Here is a 16,634-nt window from a genome sequence, read left to right on the forward strand (position 1 = left end):
CGGTGGCTTGGGTGGAATACGCCGTAGACATGCTCTCATCTGCTCATGTATTGTTGACAGTCAGATGAAAACTATGGTATAATTTAGCGTATGCAAACGGTAGTAACAGCGAAACTCAAATTAAATACAACGCCCGAGCAATTCAAGGCATTACGTACAACGCAACTGGCGTATCGGGATTCTCTCAACTATGTGAGCCAGTACGCCTTTGCGCATGGCAAGATGAGCAATGCTGTTCGTTTGCAAGATGCCACCTACGAAGAGATCCGCCTCCGTTTTCATCTGCCTTCGCAAATGGCCTGTTCTGTTCCTCGCCAAGTTGGTGCCTCGTATAAAACCCTCTGGACAAAGGTCAAGAACAATGCTGTTCATCGTAAGGAAGGGAAGACCAAGAAACGCTACAAAGGGCTTGATAAGGCTCCCACGTTCATCTCCCCCACGTTGACCTATCAGTACAAGAAAGACTACACCTTCAAGAAAGAGCAGCAGGTGAGCATCCTGACCCTTGAGGGACGTGTTATCGTGCCCTATACTGGCTACAATAAGCATGTGGCATTGATCCAGCGTGGAGCGGAGATTGGTGCATCGAAACTCTGGTATGACAAGCCCAAGAAACAATTTTACCTCCTTGTCTCTCTTGCAATTGAGACGGCTGATCCTACACCTGAAACGCACAAGCAGGTCGCCGGAGTGGATGTGGGGATGCGATACCTTGCCGTCACGGCGACGATGCAAGGGGATTGCACCTTCCATTCAGGCAAACAGATTGTCCCCAAGGCAAACCACTCCGCACGACTGAGAAAACATCTGCAAAAGAAAGGCACTCGTTCAGCGACAAGAAGGCTCGTTGCCATCAGTGGACGAGAGAGACGGTTGAAGCAGAATACCAATCATGTCGTGAGTAAGCGGATTGTCCTACAGCACCCTCAAAGCTTGATTGGACTGGAGCATCTGACAGACATTCGAGAGCGTACCAAACGACGCAAAGGCAAAAATGCAAAACAGCGAAAAGCCAATCGTACCTTCTCCAAATGGTCCTTCGCTGAGTTGCATAGCATGATTGCCTATAAAGCGCTCTTGCATCGAAGTATGGCGATCAAGGTCGATGCCAACTCTACCTCGCAAGCGTGCCCCAAATGTGGGCACACCTGCAAAGAGAATAGACCCAACAAAGGATTGCTCTTCGTCTGTCAGAATTGTCAGTACACGCTCCATGCCGATCTGGTTGGTGCAAGAAACATTGCGATGCGAACGCTTCTTCTCCGGCAAGACTGGAGAGGAACGGGCCTCTTGTCAGTACGCGCCTTCTGTGTCGGACGATGAAGCCAAAGCCGCACGCCTGAAAAGGTATGCTGAATTGCGGTGGAGTTCAGACACAACTCCAAGCCCTCGGCTTTCGCCGTAGGGTACTGACTGTTCTTCTGCTCCTTCCCTTGACAAAAGTTATCTTTATCTTTCGCGCCTGCAGTACTCAGGGATAAGGAAGAGCATCTCGTATATGCAGAGATGCTCTTTGAATATCTGACCGGATAGGGCTTTAGCCCGCCGCAAGCCACGGTTCTTTCGACCGTGGTGAGGCGTGTTATTAGGCTTGAGCCCTTGTACAAGAGAGTACTATATAGAACGCATGTTTGACAATTTTACATCAGTCTGGTATTCTCGAAGAGAGATACCATATATTTTTGCGAGAGGAGGTACTACATGGCAAAAGCCACGAAAACCATCAGGCAGGCGTTACACTATCCACCGCAGTATGCTGCCTACTTCGCGGCAAACCAGGTCCTCTTCAATCGCGTCGTGGCCTTTTATTTTGAAGTCATCCAGGCACACGAAGGTCTTCTTGCCCTCAACAATAAGGAGGCCCTCACGGCCCTGGAGAAACTCACGCATACAACGGAGTCCAACCCCAATCCAATCATGCCACTCACCGATCTCGCGCCAGATATCCCTGCTCTGTTCCGACGCGCTGCTATCAATGCCGCGCTCGGCTCGGCTCGCTCCTTCTTCTCCTCTCTCAAAACATGGCGAGCACGGAAGCAGAAACACGAAGCCAAACAAACGAAGAAGGGCAAGAGGAGGCCGTTCAGGGTGCGGCCACCAGTCCCGCCCCGATCATGGAAGAAGTCAGCTCCCTTCTACGCAAGCCTTTGGCGCGAGCGTTGTACCCGTTCTATCATGCTCAAAGTCTGGACCGGCTCGTGCTGGTCCTGGCTCAAACTACACACGCTCGGTCGCGATCTCCCTGATGGTAATCTGATGGGCAGTCCGCAACTCGTGCGCAAGGGAGATCGCTGGTGGTTGCATCCCCCTCTCGAAAAGACCTTCGAGGCGCCCGCAAAAGTCAGAGAGCAACTCACCGCCGCCGATAGACGTCTCTGCGCGGTGGATCTCAATCTCGACAAGCATCTCGCTGTGTGCAGCGTCCAGACCGTTGACGGCACCATCCTGGCTACTTCCTTCATTGGAAATGGCACAGCGGTATCGGGCACAAGGCGCGCAACTGCTTGGACGTATTGCGCGCAACCGATCACAGACTGGCATCATTGCCGAGAACGAACAGGACAATGCCGACCTCTGGGCCAAAATCAGGCACGTGGACGAACAGATCGCGCACCTGGTGAGCAGCCGCATTGTCCAGTTCGCCACCAAGCACGAGGCGAGTATTCTCGTCTTCGAGCATCTAGGCAACCTGCGACCAGAGCAGGGCACGTATTCGCGTCGGGGCAATACGAAACGGGCCTACTGGATGAAGGGCCGCATGTTCCGCTACGCAAAGTACAAGGCGTGGAATGGAGGCGGTCTCATCACGGCCCGTGTGAATCCGCGCAATACGAGCCGGGAATGCCATTGCTGTCATGGCCTGGTCGTGCGCTACAACCAGGGACAACCCCAGGAGGGCTATACTCCCGGCGCCGCCCTCTGCTTCTGCCCACAGTGCCAGATGCGCGACCATGCCGACAGAAATGCCAGCCTGAGAGTCGGACAGCGCTTGATCGAGCGTACGCAAGCACCTTTGAAGGAAAAGCCTCATGCTCTGACGCGACGTGCGAAGAGGGAGCCGAAAGGCTCAGGTGTTGGGATCTCCCAGGATGCCAAACGCCAGTTGGGACCATCTATCCCTGCGGCAAGGCGTGGAGATCATGCCAACGGGCCTGGCACCGCCCAGAGAGGAAGGCGCCGGATGGGCGTGCCTCTCCCAGATATTGCGTCCCAACTACGGATTCACTTTGAGTAGTGGCTACGCCACCTATCTCACGAATCCGACTACGGCACAGTGTCAGAAGCTGCTCGGCTTTAGCCGACGCGGAGTGTCACTATTGATGGTTATAAAACTCAACGCTCCAGCGCCATTCCTGGTGATCGGGGGCATTCCACCAGGCGCGTAAAATCCCAATTTCGCCTCCCGGCAAGATCACTGGAAGGCCATAGTCTGTCTCGATTGGCCAGATCTCCTCACGCGTGACCTGCCCTTCCTGAAGTTGAAGCCTGGTGATCGGTGTCCTTGCGGCCCGACGCTCCAGATTTCTTCCCCGCGCCAGCAGGGTCCCCTGGTCACTCCAGACATCAACTGAGAGGGAGAGTGGCGCCGCATGTACCAGCATAAACTCGGTCTTATCACAGCGCCCACGTGCAAAGGGCAGCCCCTGCGCTCCAGCACCAGGCATCCAGAGATCCCAAATTTGTCTTTCACCTTGTGACATAACACATCCTCCAATGCTTGAGCAAGCGAAGAGAGCAGGTGTACTTATCACCTGCTCTCTAAACACGCATCTCGCTCCTCTGGGGTAACCACAAAAGACCTGAGATTGCTCGGCCTCCGAGCACAGCGACCTTCCCATCGTCTGAGTATCGGTCTGCGGACCTCGCGGTCCATGCATACATGGCAAAATCTTGAACAATTCTTGAGATAAATAGCTCCTTTTCAGCAGAAATCATTGAGCGTTCCTGGCCTATACTTTCTCTAACATGGATATTTGGGTATGCTCTGCCCTCAATGGTAAACGGCTCACGTTAAACAACTTGCGCCTCGCTGACAGCACTTAGCACTCCCTGAAAGGTTGACCTGGCATGCATGGCATAGATCAAATAACGCCCCTGGTTGAGGGGCAACAGCGTACCTGGACCGCGTACCTCCTCGATACCCTTTTCGCCGTTGCGGGCGTAATGCTGATTACCACACTCATTGCCTTCTTTCAGCTTTATCCACGCATTCCCAATATCTCCAGCATCTACCTGCTCGCTGTCCTGTCCCTGGCAACCTGGCGTGGACGGTACGCGGCAACGTTGGCCTCGCTTCTGGCCTTTCTCTCCTTTAATTTCTTTGTCATTCCACCAGTCCATACGTTTACCGTTTATCGTACGGAAGAATGGATAGCGCTCTTTGTCTTGCTCGTTAGCGGTCTACTTACCGGACATCTCACCGCCACGTTGCGCCAGCAGAGCCTGCGGATCGCGCGCAAAGAGAATGAAACGCGTATCCTCTACAATCTTGTGCGTCTAATTAACCAGGAGGGCCGCCCCGAGCTACAACTTAGGGTGATCGCACGCGCTATTGTTGATGTCTTCACCTCCTGGGGCGTTCAGGACTGCGAGATTATCCAACCAGATGCTCAGGGGACATTGCAGGTGCAAGTATGCGCAAGCCAGGACCAACCCTCACCCTTATTGCCAGGTGAGAGAACTCATGCAGCCTGGGTCATCAAGCACGGGCAAAGCCTGGAAACCATCGAACACGCCAGCACACAACACCATCAGCATGCCTTCGAACACTCCATCTACCACACGTGCTACTGGCTACCGCTCATCATTGGGGCTAAAGCAGTCGGCGTCCTGCGCCTGCACATGCATAAAAAGGGAGGACAGGCAGAGCACTTTGATTTCTCTCAGGAGGCACGCATAGACACCCACAAATATCCTCACAATGCGTTCTTCTGGGCCTTCCTGGACCAGGCTACATTACTTATAGAGCGCTCGCGCCTGCAAAGAGAGAACTTGCGCATTGAGGTGCTACAACAGACTGATGCTCTGCGCGCCGCCCTCCTCTCCTCCGTCTCACATGACTTGCGCACACCCCTCACTGTCATCAAAGCCTCTGCCAGCACCCTCTTAGAGCAGGATATTCACTGGGAAGAGGCTGTCCAGCACAGTATCGCCCGCTCCATCGAGCGCGAAGCAGACCGCTTGAACCGCCTGGTGGGGAATCTGCTTGATATGTCGCGCATCGAGGAGGGAGCGCTCAAACCCGAGAAAGAGTGGTACCAGGTGCGCGCCCTGATTCAGGATGTCCTTGATCGGCTCTCCTCTCTCTTCGAAGGGCGTAGCATTCAGCTCCATGGGCCACGCGACCTGCCCCCGGTGGAGCTGGATTACCTCTACCTCGACCAGGTCCTCACCAATCTCCTTGAGAACGCCGTTCGCTACACTCCTCCTGGCACCCCTATCGACGTGACGATCCAGCCACAGGAGCATGAGATGCTCATTAGCGTCGCGGATCGCGGCCCCGGCATTCCACAGGCGGAACAAAAGCTGGTCTTTGATAAATTTTACCGGGTGCTACACCATAAGCAACCTGGAACCAGTAATACCTCTACGCCCGGCTCAGGCCTGGGCCTGGCCGTCTGTAAAGGCCTGATTGAAGCGCACGAGGGACGCATCTGGGTGGAATCACGCCCGCAGGGGGGCGCTCAACTCTTTATCGCGCTCCCCCTGCGACCATTTGAACACTAAAGGAGTCAAGCATGCATAAACAAGGGGCCTATATATTGATCATTGATGATGAAATAGAGATTATCCGCGCCCTCTCGCGCGGGCTGACCGCGCACGGCTACCGCGTTCTGACCGCGCGCAATGGCGAAGAGGCTCTCAAAATAGTATTTCAGCAGCGACCAGACCTTATTTTGCTCGATCTGATGCTGCCAACCATCAGCGGGCTAGAGGTCTGCCGGCGCATCCGCGAGGAGTCAAATGTCCCCATCATTGTGCTCTCCGTTAAAGACCAGGAGCGCGATAAGGTCCAGGCACTCGACCTGGGAGCCGATGACTATATCGCCAAGCCTTTCGGTATGCGTGAAGTTATTGCACGCATACAGGTCGCCTTGCGCCACCTGGCACGCATACAGGTCGGTACTGCACCCAGGCTCGAGATTGGCCTGCTCAGGGTCGATTTTGCCCAGCGCCGGGTCTGGGTGGGAGAAACAGAGATAAAGCTCACGCCAACCGAGTACGATCTGCTGAAGGTTTTCCTGACCCATCGCGGCAAGCTCCTCACGCGCGACATGCTTCAGGAGCAACTCTGGGGCGCGCAGAGCAAGGGTAAGCTCCATAGTCTTCATGTCCATGTCGCGCAGCTACGACAAAAGATTGAGCCAGACCCAGATCACCCCCGCTTTATCCTCACTACGCCTGGCGTTGGCTATCGCTTCGACGACGAACAGGGAGCAAGCTAGCATTGAACCAGATGTATGCCGTTTCGATGAGGATTTTTTTAGAATACACGACTGGACCCGGAACGCACATTGATATGTTCTTACCTATACTTACAACGAAAGGGGAGGGAGAGGAGGAGAAGCAAAAGGGGAGGGAGAGGAGGAGAAGCAAAAGGAGTCCATTCATGCAAAACTCTCAAACACGTATTCTGCTGGTTGAAGACGACGCAGTCTTAAGCGAGGTCATTGGTCGCAATCTTCAGGCGCGCCACTATCGCGTTGATGTGGCCTATGATGGGCACACAGCACTTACATTTCTCCGTGACAATATCTTCGACCTTATCTTTCTCGACATCGATCTACCCGGTCACACCGGATGGGAGGTTTTGCGGATTGCGTCGCGAGAAGGCTTTCTGCCAGCCTGTATCAATGAGGCACAGCGCCAGGTGATACCTGTTGTAGTGCTCTCCGCCGTACGCGTTAGCCTGGAACGCCTCGCGGAGTTCCAGCTTCTCGCCTACTTGCCCAAACCCTTCCCCATGGAGACCCTGTTACGCTTTGCGTCGCAAGCCGCCATTCGCAACCCATCTCCACCTCGTAAGATCGTTTAGGCTCAACCCCAGGGGAGCGAGCGCTTCGCCAGAAGGGAGGATTTCTATGCTCGATCTCATCATTGTTGTAGTGACCATTGCAAGTTTCTTGCTGCTCATAGGCTTTACTATCGCCTGTGACAAATTGTAAGGAGGCATGATCTATGAATACCCCTCTTGAATATATCCTCGTGGGGATTGTCTCATTAGCTATCGTTGTCTATCTGGTGATAGCCTTGCTCGCGCCAGAGAAGTTTTAGTCGCAAGATGTTGAGGGAACACAGATGCCTGTAACATCAAATAGTGTTTTGCAAGTCCTGGTCTATGTGGTGATACTCATCCTCATTACCAAGCCGATGGGCCTGTATATGACCAAGATATTTGCCGGCGAACGAACCTGGCTCTCGCCGGTATTTGTCCCGGTAGAGCGCGTTTTCTACAAGATCTATGGTACCAGGGAGGACGAAGAGCAGACCTGGGTCGGCTATACCGTCTCCATGATCGTGTTTACCGTCGTAGTCATCCTGCTCTTGTATCTGCAGCAGCGCGTTCAGCAGTTGCTGCCGCTCAATCCACAGGGCATGGGCCCCGTGGAACCAGCACTGGCCTTCAATACAGCGGTCTCATTCTCCAGTAACACGAACTGGCAGGCCTACACTGGTGAGCAGACAATGAGCTACCTGACCCAGATGATGGGTCTGGCCTTCCACAACTTTACCTCGGCCGCGGTTGGTATCTCCCTGGCAGTCGCGTTTATTCGCGGCCTGTCTCGCAGGAGTGCGCAGCACCTGGGCAACTTCTGGGTCGATGTCACCCGCTGTACCCTGTACCTGCTGCTGCCAATCTGCACCATTGGCGCGCTGGTCCTAGTCTCACAGGGCGTGGTGCAGAACTTTAACGCCTACACGGTCGTGCACACGATCAATGGCGCAACCCAAACCATCGCTCAGGGACCCGTGGCCTCGCAGGAGTTTATCAAAGAGTTCGGCACCAACGGCGGCGGCTTCTTTAACGCCAACTCGGCCCATCCCTTCGAAAACCCCAATGCAGCTACCGAACTGATCGAGATACTTGCCATCTTCGCCATTGGCGCGGGCCTGACCTACCAGTTTGGCAAAATGGTCCAAAATACACGCCAGGGCTGGGCGCTCTTCGCGGCCATGCTCGTTCTCTTCCTGGTCGGCGTCGCCGTCGCCCTTCCTGCCGAGCAGGCTGGCAACCCCGCCTGGAATAACCTGGGCGTCGACCAGAGCGTCTCCGCTACCCAGGCGGGTGGCAATATGGAGGGTAAAGAGGTACGCTTCGGCATCACCCAATCATCGCTCTTCGCAGTCATTACCACTGATGCCTCCTGTGGCGCAATCAATGCCTGGCATGATAGCTTTACCCCGCTGGGTGGCATGGTCCCGCTCGCAAATATCGCTCTAGGCGAAATCATCTTTGGTGGTGTCGGCTCCGGCCTCTACGGTATCCTCATCTTCGCAATTCTCGCGGTCTTTATCGCGGGCCTGATGGTAGGTCGCACCCCCGAATACCTGGGCAAGAAGATCGAACAGAAGGAGATGAAGATGGCCTCGCTCGCCATCCTGATCCTGCCCGCCGGTATCCTACTCTTCTCGGCAGTCGCGAGCGTGCTTCCGGTTGGCACAAACTCGATTCTCAATCCTGGTCCACACGGACTCTCGGAGATTCTCTACGCCTATACATCAACACACGGCAACAATGGTTCAGCATTTGGTGGCCTTACCGTCAATACGCCCTTCTATAACTGGACCCTTGCTTTCTCTATGATTATTGGCCGTTTCGCTTTCGTCATCCCGGTCATGGCCCTGGCGGGCTCCCTGGTACGGAAGAGAGTCGTACCCGCAGGTGCAGGCACCTTCCCCACGACGGGACCGCTCTTCGTGTCCCTGCTCATCGGGGTTATCCTGATCGTTGGCGCCCTGACCTACTTCCCTGCCTACTCGCTGGGACCGATTGTGGAACATCTGCTGATGCTGTCGGGAAAGGCATTCTAAGAACATGAGCATTCAGACGAATCAAGATCCATCAGATATACAAGAGCAGAGCGGGCTCGCAACAAAACCGGTCAAATCGCGCCGCAAGGGGGATCGCTCGATCTTTGATCCCGCGATCGTCGGTCGCGCCACGCTCGACTCATTTAAGAAACTCGATCCACGCTGGCAGGCCAAGAACCCGGTCATGTTCGTGGTTGAGGTTGGCAGCGTCATTACGACCCTTGAGTTTGTGCGCCTGCTCCTCTTTACCACGCCAACCGGCTCATTTACAAGTGATCAGCTCACAGCTGAGACCTGGTTTGTCTTCGCCGTGGCGATCTGGCTCTGGTTTACCGTGCTCTTCGCCAACTTCGCTGAAGCCATGGCCGAGGGTCGCGGCAAGGCCCAGGCCGATACGCTGCGCCGCACACGCAAGACGACCATCGCCAAACGTCTCAAATCGCGTGAGCGCGCTTCGACCTTCGAAGAAGTTCAGGCCCCAGACCTGCGCAAGGGCGACTATGTACTGGTCGAGGCCGGCGATGTCATCCCTGGTGACGGTGACGTCATCGAAGGTGTGGCCTCTATCGATGAGTCGGCTATCACTGGTGAGTCCGCGCCCGTAGTTCGCGAAAGCGGTGGCGACCGCAGTGCCGTGACCGGCGGCACACGTGTCCTCTCCGACTGGATCGTCGTACAGATCAGCGCCAACCCCGGTGAGACCTTCCTGGATCGCATGATTGCCCTGGTTGAGGGCGCCAAACGCCAGAAGACACCGAACGAGATCGCGCTAAACATTCTACTGGCCAGCCTGACGATTATCTTCGTCCTGGTCTGCGTCTCGCTCGAACCCTTTGCCATCTATTCGGGGACGGCGGTCTCCGTGACGACCCTGATCGCCCTGCTGGTCTGTCTTATCCCAACAACCATCGGTGGCCTGCTCTCGGCCATCGGTATCGCGGGTATGGACCGCATGGTCCAGCGCAATGTGCTGGCTATGAGTGGTCGCGCAGTTGAGGCGGCGGGCGATGTCGATGTGCTGCTGCTGGATAAAACCGGCACCATCACGCTGGGCAACCGCATGGCGAGCCGCTTTGTTCCCGTCGCGGGTGTCGATGAGCGCGACCTGGCGCACGCGGCCCTCCTCTCAAGCCTTTCTGACGAGACCCCGGAAGGTCGCTCGATTGTCAAGCTGGCGCAGGAGCGGTATGGCCTCTCCCCAGAGAATGTTCAAGGCGCAACCTTCATCCCCTTCACCGCGCAGACGCGCATGAGCGGCGTGGATCTGAATGGGAACATGTTCGCCATCCGCAAAGGTGCGGGCGACGCCGTCAAAGCCTACGTTGAAGGGAACGGTGGCGTAAGCAGTACCGAGCTGGACGAGCTAGTCTCCTCCATCGCCAAGGCTGGTAGCACGCCCCTGGTGGTCGCCGAGACTCGCGGTAGCCGGGCACGCATCCTGGGCGTCATTGAGCTCAAGGATATCGTCAAGAGTGGTATGCGCGAGCGCTTCGACCAGTTGCGCTCCATGGGCATCCGCACCATCATGATCACGGGCGATAACCCCCTTACCGCGGCAGCCATCGCTAAAGAAGCTGGCGTCGATGACTTCCTGGCCCAGGCCACACCTGAGACCAAGATGAAGCTTATCCGCGAGCAGCAGGTCGGCGGCCGTATGGTTGCCATGACCGGTGACGGCACCAACGACGCGCCCGCCCTGGCCCAGGCCGATGTCGGCGTGGCGATGAATACGGGCACGCAGGCCGCGAAAGAGGCTGCAAACATGGTGGACCTCGATTCCAACCCTACCAAGTTGATTGAGGTCGTAGAGGTTGGCAAACAGTTGCTGATCACCCGTGGCGCGCTGACCACCTTCAGCATCGCCAACGACGTTGCCAAGTACTTCGCGATCATTCCAGCGGCCTTCGCGGTTACCTATCCGCAACTGAACGCACTCAATATCATGGGGCTGGCGACGCCACATAGCGCGGTACTCTCGGCGGTTATCTTTAACGCGATCATCATTATCGCGCTCGTCCCCCTGGCCCTGCGCGGTGTGAAGTTCCGCCCGATTGGCGCCGGTCCTCTTCTACGCCGTAACCTGCTGATCTACGGTGTTGGTGGCATCATCATCCCGTTCATCGGCATCAAATTGATCGACCTGATCCTGGTCGCCTTGCACCTGACGCTTTAGGAGGAGAAGAGGTTACGCTATGAAAACCGTTATTAAAGTGCTTCGACCTGCCATCGCGATCACTATCGTTCTCACTATCGTGACGGGCCTGATCTATCCCGGAATCGTAACTGGCCTGGCCCAGTTACTCTTTCCCTACCAGGCCAATGGCAGCATGCACTATGTGAATGGGCAACTCGTGGGTTCCGATCTTATCGGGCAGGAGTGGACATTGCCAAAGTACTTCCATGGCCGTCCCTCAGCAACCCTGTCAGATGATGGCAGCAAGGCTCAGCCCTATAACGCCGAGAACTCGGCTGGCTCCAACCTGGGACCAACCAATAAGAACTTGCAAGATGCTATCCAGCAACGCACACAGGCCTTGCAAAAGGAAAATCCAGGCGTGCCAGTTCCCGTTGACCTGGTTACGACCTCAGCCTCAGGCCTGGACCCCGATATCACGCCCGCCGGGGCCTACTTCCAGGTCCCACGCATCGCGCGTGAGCGTGGTCTGAGTGAGGACGTCGTCAAGAAGCTTGTTGATGATCATATCCAGGGGCGCTTCCTCCTGATCTTCGGCGAGCCACATGTCAATGTCCTGCAACTCAATCTCGACCTGGACAAGCTAAATTCCTAATTACGTAGGGGAGTGCCTGTCCACTACACGGGCACTCCCTGTACCCTCCCGCACCTCAGTTGGGCGTGGCTCTCATAAGCGAGAGCCACGCTTTTTTGTACGTGCTTATGCCAAGTAGAGGAACTACTGAGTGACATCCATGAGCTGTTGGAGGTGAAGGGAATAGAAGATTACTATCTATCCAGGTTCTGGAGTCAAAGGGAAAGAGGCTGAAGTGAAACCGCATCGCTTCAGCCTCTTTTGCGTTCTCATCATGATGAACGCTCCAATCTCTAGGAGATGGAAACGTTCATTCTGTTCTTGGCTCCTCCTGCATTGAGGCAACTTCACTGCCATCAACTGCCTGTGAGAGGAAAGAGGCAAGGCGGAAGCTCTGTCAGAAGAGTCTGCTGTTATTCTGCAAAACATGTATTTCATGCAAATACTCTACGCCGAAAGCTTCTGAGTGACCTCTTACCTCCGTAGGTCTTTTCTTGACAATCTTTTGATCATCTGTGCGCTATAGTAGGAACTATCACAGTCTGTTCTTCAAAAAGCAGGAGATCTCGGCAAGAAGGATATCACCATGACAGATGTTCAAGAAGAACAACCGGGCCAACAAAGTCAGCAGAGCCATGAAAGATGTGTTGTCCAAAACGAAAAGAAACGGTTCATGGTGATTTGTTTGTCTTTGCTCGCGATAGTCTTCGCTTTTGCTCTCTTCCTCCTCGCAAAAAGCGTCTTTCCCATGTTCTTCACGATCGTCCTGACGTTCCTCTGCTATCAACGTCTTGACTTCTCCCTGAGCAGAAGGGAGAAAAATAGCAAGATGTCGTCTACATCCACAAACGGAGAAGCACCCAAGCCATATACGTCACGAGCAGGAGAGCACCCGCGATCCGACTGATGCGGCCTCTCACTACCCAGAAGAATACACCTATGGCGAGCACCAGGGTAAGCGGAGCATCCAAAAAGAGCACGAAACGGTCCTTCAGGAAACCTGGCCAAAATACGAGTGGCAAGACGATGCCCAGCGCGGTATTAATACTTCCACTATTACAAACTTCTTCGATACATGCCGCAGCTTCACCAGTACGCACGAGGCTGATGGCAACGACGGTGTTGGGCAATGATGTGGCGACAGCAAGCACAAGCAAGCCTGCGAGAACTGAGGGCATATGGACATCGGCAGTCATCGTTTGTCCTGACTGGACCATTACCAGGACCCCACCCAATGCAACGACCAGAGTAAAGATGATTTCACTCCCTAGGCGAAGCATGGACCATGACGCTTCCCGTTTGGAATGATCATGAGGATGCAGAGATGTTCCTTCACCGCCACGTGGGCGCCTGATGAGGTGAAGCAGGAATGCGCCAAAGATGCCCAGTGTCCCCAGGGCAGCCAATAGAAGGGCAATGTGTGTGGTATGGATGGTGCTCAGGCTAGGTTCGCCTGGAAGCCAGGCGATGACCACGAATGAAAGGAGCGTAATCACAAAGGTATAACGGACAATCGTGCGGATATCTCGTTTCTCCTGTGTATTCAATGTCATCCCAGCACGTTCAGGAGTAAAGAAGGTGCAGAGACCGAGAATAATGGCAAGATTGTAAATATTCGAGCCAACGATGATGCCAATACCAACATCGTCATGACCAGCAAAAATCGCGAGGGCGGAAGCAACATAATTTGGAATATTGGCTCCGAGAGCACTCAACAGGCTCAGCATACCAATCGAAAGATTGAATGCGACACATAACTCCTCTAGTTTGCGTGTAAACCGTGTGGATGCGGCGATCACGATGATGAGCGAAACGAAAAACAGCCCAAGAGCCACAGGCAAAGATGAAGAGATATTAAAAGGAAACATATTGATAGTCCTGTTCTAAGCCAAGGTTTCGGCTCGTGCAGAGCAAAGCATTATTTTGCAGAAGCATCATATCAACGGCGACAGGACGTTTCCACTTCGTGTGTCAAGTGATGGACTCTAATTTTCCACAAAGAAAAGCACCGAGAGCGATCAGGTTGCTGCGCCTTTGTGCATCCATCACATGGTGATGAAATGTACAAAGACACCGTAACCGACCAGACTTCCCGGTGCTTTCCAGAAATACATAAATATAGATTGTGGCAATAAGTATAGCATGATGAGGCTGTGAAGACAAGGAAGTAGACAGTCTTTGACACAATGCCAGATTGCATTTTCGAGAAGCATGAACTATACTATGAAGCAATAGGCAGAAGCATATACCTACACGAGCTTTTTGCCTGGAGAAAGGTGTACCGGGAAGGCTGGTCGGTTTTCAGATGTCTTTGTGTCTTGAAAAGGCAGAAAAGAAGGGACTCCGAAAGATGACCGGTTCTGGTACATTTCCCCCATTCCGAGAGATGACCACATCGCACACAATCGCGGTGCCCCTTGTTTCCCTTCCAAAGCGTTTCTTCAATATCTTTTTTGCCTCTTCTTCACTCTTCCAAAGGAGAAAGAGCATGCTTGATCTACTGGTTGTGGCTGTCGTTATCGGAGCGTTCTCGATCTTGATAAGCTTTGTCAAAGCTTGTGATCGTTTGTAGCAAACACCACAGTGGACAACTCATGTTTTCACAAGGAGAAAGAGCACGGCTATGCGTCGATTTTTCGCACCATCTCTCAGTTTGCTTTTCGGCCTCTATTGTATTGGTTGGAGCATTGTTGCTTCATCCTCGCCCACCTCGATGCGCGTTGGCGGAGCCTTCTTTGGCGTCCTTTTGCTCGCGCTGGCTTTCGTTTACCTGCGCATTATTCTTCCCCAAGAGCAAAGGGAAAACCACGCTCCCTAATCGGGTGAGATACTCTTCTTTTCTTCGTGGCTAGTTGTAGAGTCCCAACAAGCACCCAACCAGGTTCTCTGGCCGAGAACGTTGATCCTCAGGCCAGAGAACTTGGTTATTACGCACGCATTATCCATTGATACCAAGCTCTCTTCCACCCAGGAAGCCGCTCTAGTATGGAGCATGGGAAGTGCGGATGAGCCATTTGAGGGTCTTGCTCACTTTCGGTGGAGAGGAGTACTCCGTTTTTATCGAACCGGCCCGTAAAACCCCTGGCTTGAGCCATGAGGATACAAGGGCCGTTCCGTTTGGGAGTGGCTTGGGTGGTTGGGGCAACAAAGGAATGCAAGGATTTGACAGAAAAGCGAGGCTTCTGTATACTGATTCTTGAAAACATGTTCTATACCTGTAACAAGGTCTCAGCACCGAAGTGAGCAGAAATGCCGTGAGAGGAGGGGAGACATGGAAGACGCGAAGGAGACACCAGGATCACAGCCAGATGAGATAGCGTTGCCTGAACGCCTCAAAGCCTATGTCTATCGCTTGTACCCCACTCGCAAACAAGAAAGCACTCTTCTGTGGACCCTTCGGCGCTGTAAAGAATTGTACAATGCGAGTCTGGAAGAACGCACCGCCGCCTATAAGATGGCAGGCATCTCGGTCTCCTATGGTATGCAAGCCGATCAATTGCCTCAGGTCAAAGAAGTGCGACCCGAGTATCAGGAGATCTATTCGCAGGTGCAACAGGATGTACTGAGACGCCTCGACAAAGCCATGAAAGCCTTCTTTCGTCGTGTCGCTGAGGGTCAAATTCCAGGATACCCGAGGTACAAATCCGCCACCCGCTATCATTCCTTCACCTATCCGCAGAGCGGCTACCAGATCCTTGGCGCTCTCACCTCTCATGACAAAAAGGGGAAGAAAACCTGTCGGCTGAAGCTTTCGAAGATTGGGCATCTCAAGATGCTGATGCATCGACCCATCAAAGGCAGCATCAAAGCCTGCACGATCAAACGCGATGGAGATCAATGGTATGCCGTCTTCAGCGTGGAGCAGGCCGTCAGTGCAACGCTGGTGCATCTCTCCAACAAGACGGTGGGGGTTGATGTGGGCATCACCTCCTATGCTACCCTCTCTACGGGGGAGCAGATCGCCAACCCTCGCATCTACCGTTCCACCGAGCAGCAGATCAAAGAGGCCTATCGTAGGCTCTCTCGGCGCAAGCGAGGCAGTCATCGACGCAGCCGGGCCAAGCGGGCGTTGACACGACTCTATCGCAAGGTGCGCCATCGTCGACAGGACTTCCTGCACCAAACGTCTCACCGCCTGGTCAATCAGTATGGGATCCTGGTGTTTGAGGCATTGCAGATCCCCAATATGACGGCAAGACCCAAGCCCAAGAAGGAGGAGGCCCCTACAACGACAGAGGGAAGCGAAGGTGGCGCGACAGCAGGGGCGGCGACGCACTATCTGCCCAATGGAGCGGCTGCCAAGAGCGGCCTGAACAAAAGTATCCTTGACGCGGCCTGGGGCCGTTTCATCACGCTGTGTGCCTGCAAAGCGGAAGAGGCTGGCGGCATGGTGGTGAAGGTGGCGCCCCAGCAGACGAGCCAGAAATGTAGTGGCTGCGGGGTTCTGGTCCCCAAGGATCTCTCGGTGCGATGGCATTCCTGCCCCACGTGTGGGACCGAGCTGGATCGCGATGAAAATGCCGCGCGAAACATTCTGCGCCGCTATGAGCTGCAAGGAGCCATTCCTGATCGCAAGAAAGGCAACCCCACCAGGAAGGTGGGTCGGGGCGGGAAGCGTCCCACAGCAACTGGTGTCCTCTGAGGAGGGCGCTGGCCACTGTCGAAGCCCCCGCCTTTAGGCGTGGGGTACTTCACCCAATAGGACTGTGCACAGACATTAAGCGTCATAAGGCAAGGTCCCATCAGGGTGCGTAGTGGATCGTTGCCGCTTAACGCACCATCTCCCAGCAGGCACTCGATGTGTCGTACCGCGCGGCGTAAAAATATGGTATT

At 54.4% G+C, this 16,634-nt stretch carries 14 protein-coding genes and 1 pseudogene; 11 read left to right on the forward strand and 4 right to left on the reverse strand.

The features are described 5' to 3' along the window. The first annotated feature begins 90 nt into the window (after nucleotides 1-90). The gene (locus KRAC_RS19660; protein WP_007910021.1) at nucleotides 91-1,323 is read left to right on the forward strand and encodes an RNA-guided endonuclease InsQ/TnpB family protein; all 1,233 of its coding nucleotides are present in this window, start codon (nucleotides 91-93) and stop codon (nucleotides 1,321-1,323) included. A 411-nt stretch (nucleotides 1,324-1,734) separates the two neighbouring features. Here the strand turns inward: KRAC_RS19660 and KRAC_RS76115 are convergent, their stop codons facing one another. Next, a complete protein-coding gene (locus KRAC_RS76115; protein WP_244422312.1) occupies nucleotides 1,735-1,890 on the reverse strand; it encodes a hypothetical protein in 156 nt (51 codons plus the stop codon). Nucleotides 1,891-1,953: 63 nt separating this feature from the next. On the opposite strand from KRAC_RS76115, the pseudogene KRAC_RS66215 reads away from it, so the two are divergent. Next, nucleotides 1,954-3,235 (forward strand): annotated as a pseudogene (locus tag KRAC_RS66215) (zinc ribbon domain-containing protein). Nucleotides 3,236-3,314: 79 nt separating this feature from the next. Here KRAC_RS66215 and KRAC_RS19680 read toward each other — a convergent pair. Then, entirely contained in the window at nucleotides 3,315-3,701 is a 387-nt protein-coding gene (locus tag KRAC_RS19680; protein ID WP_007910024.1) for a DUF7712 family protein, read from the reverse strand. Nucleotides 3,702-4,068: 367 nt separating this feature from the next. Between KRAC_RS19680 and KRAC_RS19685 the strand changes: the two genes are divergently transcribed. The 7 genes from KRAC_RS19685 to kdpC all read left to right on the forward strand — a co-directional run bounded on the left by KRAC_RS19685 (nucleotide 4,069) and on the right by kdpC (nucleotide 11,822). Then, entirely contained in the window at nucleotides 4,069-5,727 is a 1,659-nt protein-coding gene (locus tag KRAC_RS19685) for an ATP-binding protein (protein WP_007910028.1), read from the forward strand. A gap of 11 nt (nucleotides 5,728-5,738) precedes the next feature. Continuing rightward, nucleotides 5,739-6,446: a response regulator transcription factor gene (locus KRAC_RS19690; protein ID WP_007910030.1), complete on the forward strand. Its 708-nt coding sequence runs from the start codon at nucleotides 5,739-5,741 to the stop codon at nucleotides 6,444-6,446. A 164-nt stretch (nucleotides 6,447-6,610) separates the two neighbouring features. Continuing rightward, complete coding sequence (locus KRAC_RS19695; RefSeq protein WP_007910032.1) at nucleotides 6,611-7,036, forward strand: response regulator transcription factor; 426 nt, start codon at nucleotides 6,611-6,613, stop codon at nucleotides 7,034-7,036. A gap of 143 nt (nucleotides 7,037-7,179) precedes the next feature. After that, complete coding sequence (locus KRAC_RS66220; protein WP_007910034.1) at nucleotides 7,180-7,275, forward strand: potassium-transporting ATPase subunit F; 96 nt, start codon at nucleotides 7,180-7,182, stop codon at nucleotides 7,273-7,275. Nucleotides 7,276-7,299: 24 nt separating this feature from the next. Next, the gene (kdpA, locus tag KRAC_RS19700) at nucleotides 7,300-9,033 is read left to right on the forward strand and encodes a potassium-transporting ATPase subunit KdpA (protein ID WP_007910036.1); all 1,734 of its coding nucleotides are present in this window, start codon (nucleotides 7,300-7,302) and stop codon (nucleotides 9,031-9,033) included. 4 nt (nucleotides 9,034-9,037) lie between these two features. Next, the gene (gene kdpB, locus KRAC_RS19705; protein ID WP_007910037.1) at nucleotides 9,038-11,206 is read left to right on the forward strand and encodes a potassium-transporting ATPase subunit KdpB; all 2,169 of its coding nucleotides are present in this window, start codon (nucleotides 9,038-9,040) and stop codon (nucleotides 11,204-11,206) included. 19 nt (nucleotides 11,207-11,225) lie between these two features. Beyond that, on the forward strand, nucleotides 11,226-11,822 hold the full coding sequence (gene kdpC, locus KRAC_RS19710) for a potassium-transporting ATPase subunit KdpC (RefSeq protein ID WP_007910038.1): 597 nt from the start codon (nucleotides 11,226-11,228) through the stop codon (nucleotides 11,820-11,822). A 514-nt stretch (nucleotides 11,823-12,336) separates the two neighbouring features. Here kdpC and KRAC_RS19715 read toward each other — a convergent pair. Continuing rightward, a complete protein-coding gene (locus KRAC_RS19715) occupies nucleotides 12,337-12,588 on the reverse strand; it encodes a hypothetical protein (protein WP_040443900.1) in 252 nt (83 codons plus the stop codon). A gap of 49 nt (nucleotides 12,589-12,637) precedes the next feature. Continuing rightward, on the reverse strand, nucleotides 12,638-13,669 hold the full coding sequence (locus KRAC_RS19720; RefSeq protein WP_007910040.1) for a sodium:calcium antiporter: 1,032 nt from the start codon (nucleotides 13,667-13,669) through the stop codon (nucleotides 12,638-12,640). A 755-nt stretch (nucleotides 13,670-14,424) separates the two neighbouring features. Between KRAC_RS19720 and KRAC_RS19730 the strand changes: the two genes are divergently transcribed. After that, nucleotides 14,425-14,619 (forward strand): hypothetical protein, encoded by a 195-nt coding sequence (locus tag KRAC_RS19730; protein WP_007910043.1) that lies wholly within the window; start codon nucleotides 14,425-14,427, stop codon nucleotides 14,617-14,619. A gap of 453 nt (nucleotides 14,620-15,072) precedes the next feature. After that, on the forward strand, nucleotides 15,073-16,443 hold the full coding sequence (locus KRAC_RS19740; protein ID WP_075164317.1) for an RNA-guided endonuclease InsQ/TnpB family protein: 1,371 nt from the start codon (nucleotides 15,073-15,075) through the stop codon (nucleotides 16,441-16,443). Nucleotides 16,444-16,634 lie beyond the last annotated feature (191 nt).

Origin of the sequence: Ktedonobacter racemifer DSM 44963 (genome assembly GCF_000178855.1) — a bacterium.
In the GTDB taxonomy this organism is placed as follows: Bacteria; Chloroflexota; Ktedonobacteria; order Ktedonobacterales; family Ktedonobacteraceae; genus Ktedonobacter; species Ktedonobacter racemifer.

Bases quoted from the DNA above. Each gene is read 5' to 3' on its own strand.
- KRAC_RS19660 (WP_007910021.1), top strand. From the start codon at position 91: ATGCAAACGGTAGTAACAGCGAAACTCAAATTAAATACAACGCCCGAG.
- KRAC_RS76115 (WP_244422312.1), bottom strand. From the start codon at position 1,890: ATGCGTGAGTTTCTCCAGGGCCGTGAGGGCCTCCTTATTGTTGAGGGC.
- KRAC_RS19680 (WP_007910024.1), bottom strand. From the start codon at position 3,701: ATGTCACAAGGTGAAAGACAAATTTGGGATCTCTGGATGCCTGGTGCT.
- KRAC_RS19685 (WP_007910028.1), top strand. From the start codon at position 4,069: ATGCATGGCATAGATCAAATAACGCCCCTGGTTGAGGGGCAACAGCGT.
- KRAC_RS19690 (WP_007910030.1), top strand. From the start codon at position 5,739: ATGCATAAACAAGGGGCCTATATATTGATCATTGATGATGAAATAGAG.
- KRAC_RS19695 (WP_007910032.1), top strand. From the start codon at position 6,611: ATGCAAAACTCTCAAACACGTATTCTGCTGGTTGAAGACGACGCAGTC.
- KRAC_RS66220 (WP_007910034.1), top strand. From the start codon at position 7,180: ATGAATACCCCTCTTGAATATATCCTCGTGGGGATTGTCTCATTAGCT.
- kdpA (WP_007910036.1), top strand. From the start codon at position 7,300: ATGCCTGTAACATCAAATAGTGTTTTGCAAGTCCTGGTCTATGTGGTG.
- kdpB (WP_007910037.1), top strand. From the start codon at position 9,038: ATGAGCATTCAGACGAATCAAGATCCATCAGATATACAAGAGCAGAGC.
- kdpC (WP_007910038.1), top strand. From the start codon at position 11,226: ATGAAAACCGTTATTAAAGTGCTTCGACCTGCCATCGCGATCACTATC.
- KRAC_RS19720 (WP_007910040.1), bottom strand. From the start codon at position 13,669: ATGTTTCCTTTTAATATCTCTTCATCTTTGCCTGTGGCTCTTGGGCTG.
- KRAC_RS19730 (WP_007910043.1), top strand. From the start codon at position 14,425: ATGCGTCGATTTTTCGCACCATCTCTCAGTTTGCTTTTCGGCCTCTAT.
- KRAC_RS19740 (WP_075164317.1), top strand. From the start codon at position 15,073: ATGGAAGACGCGAAGGAGACACCAGGATCACAGCCAGATGAGATAGCG.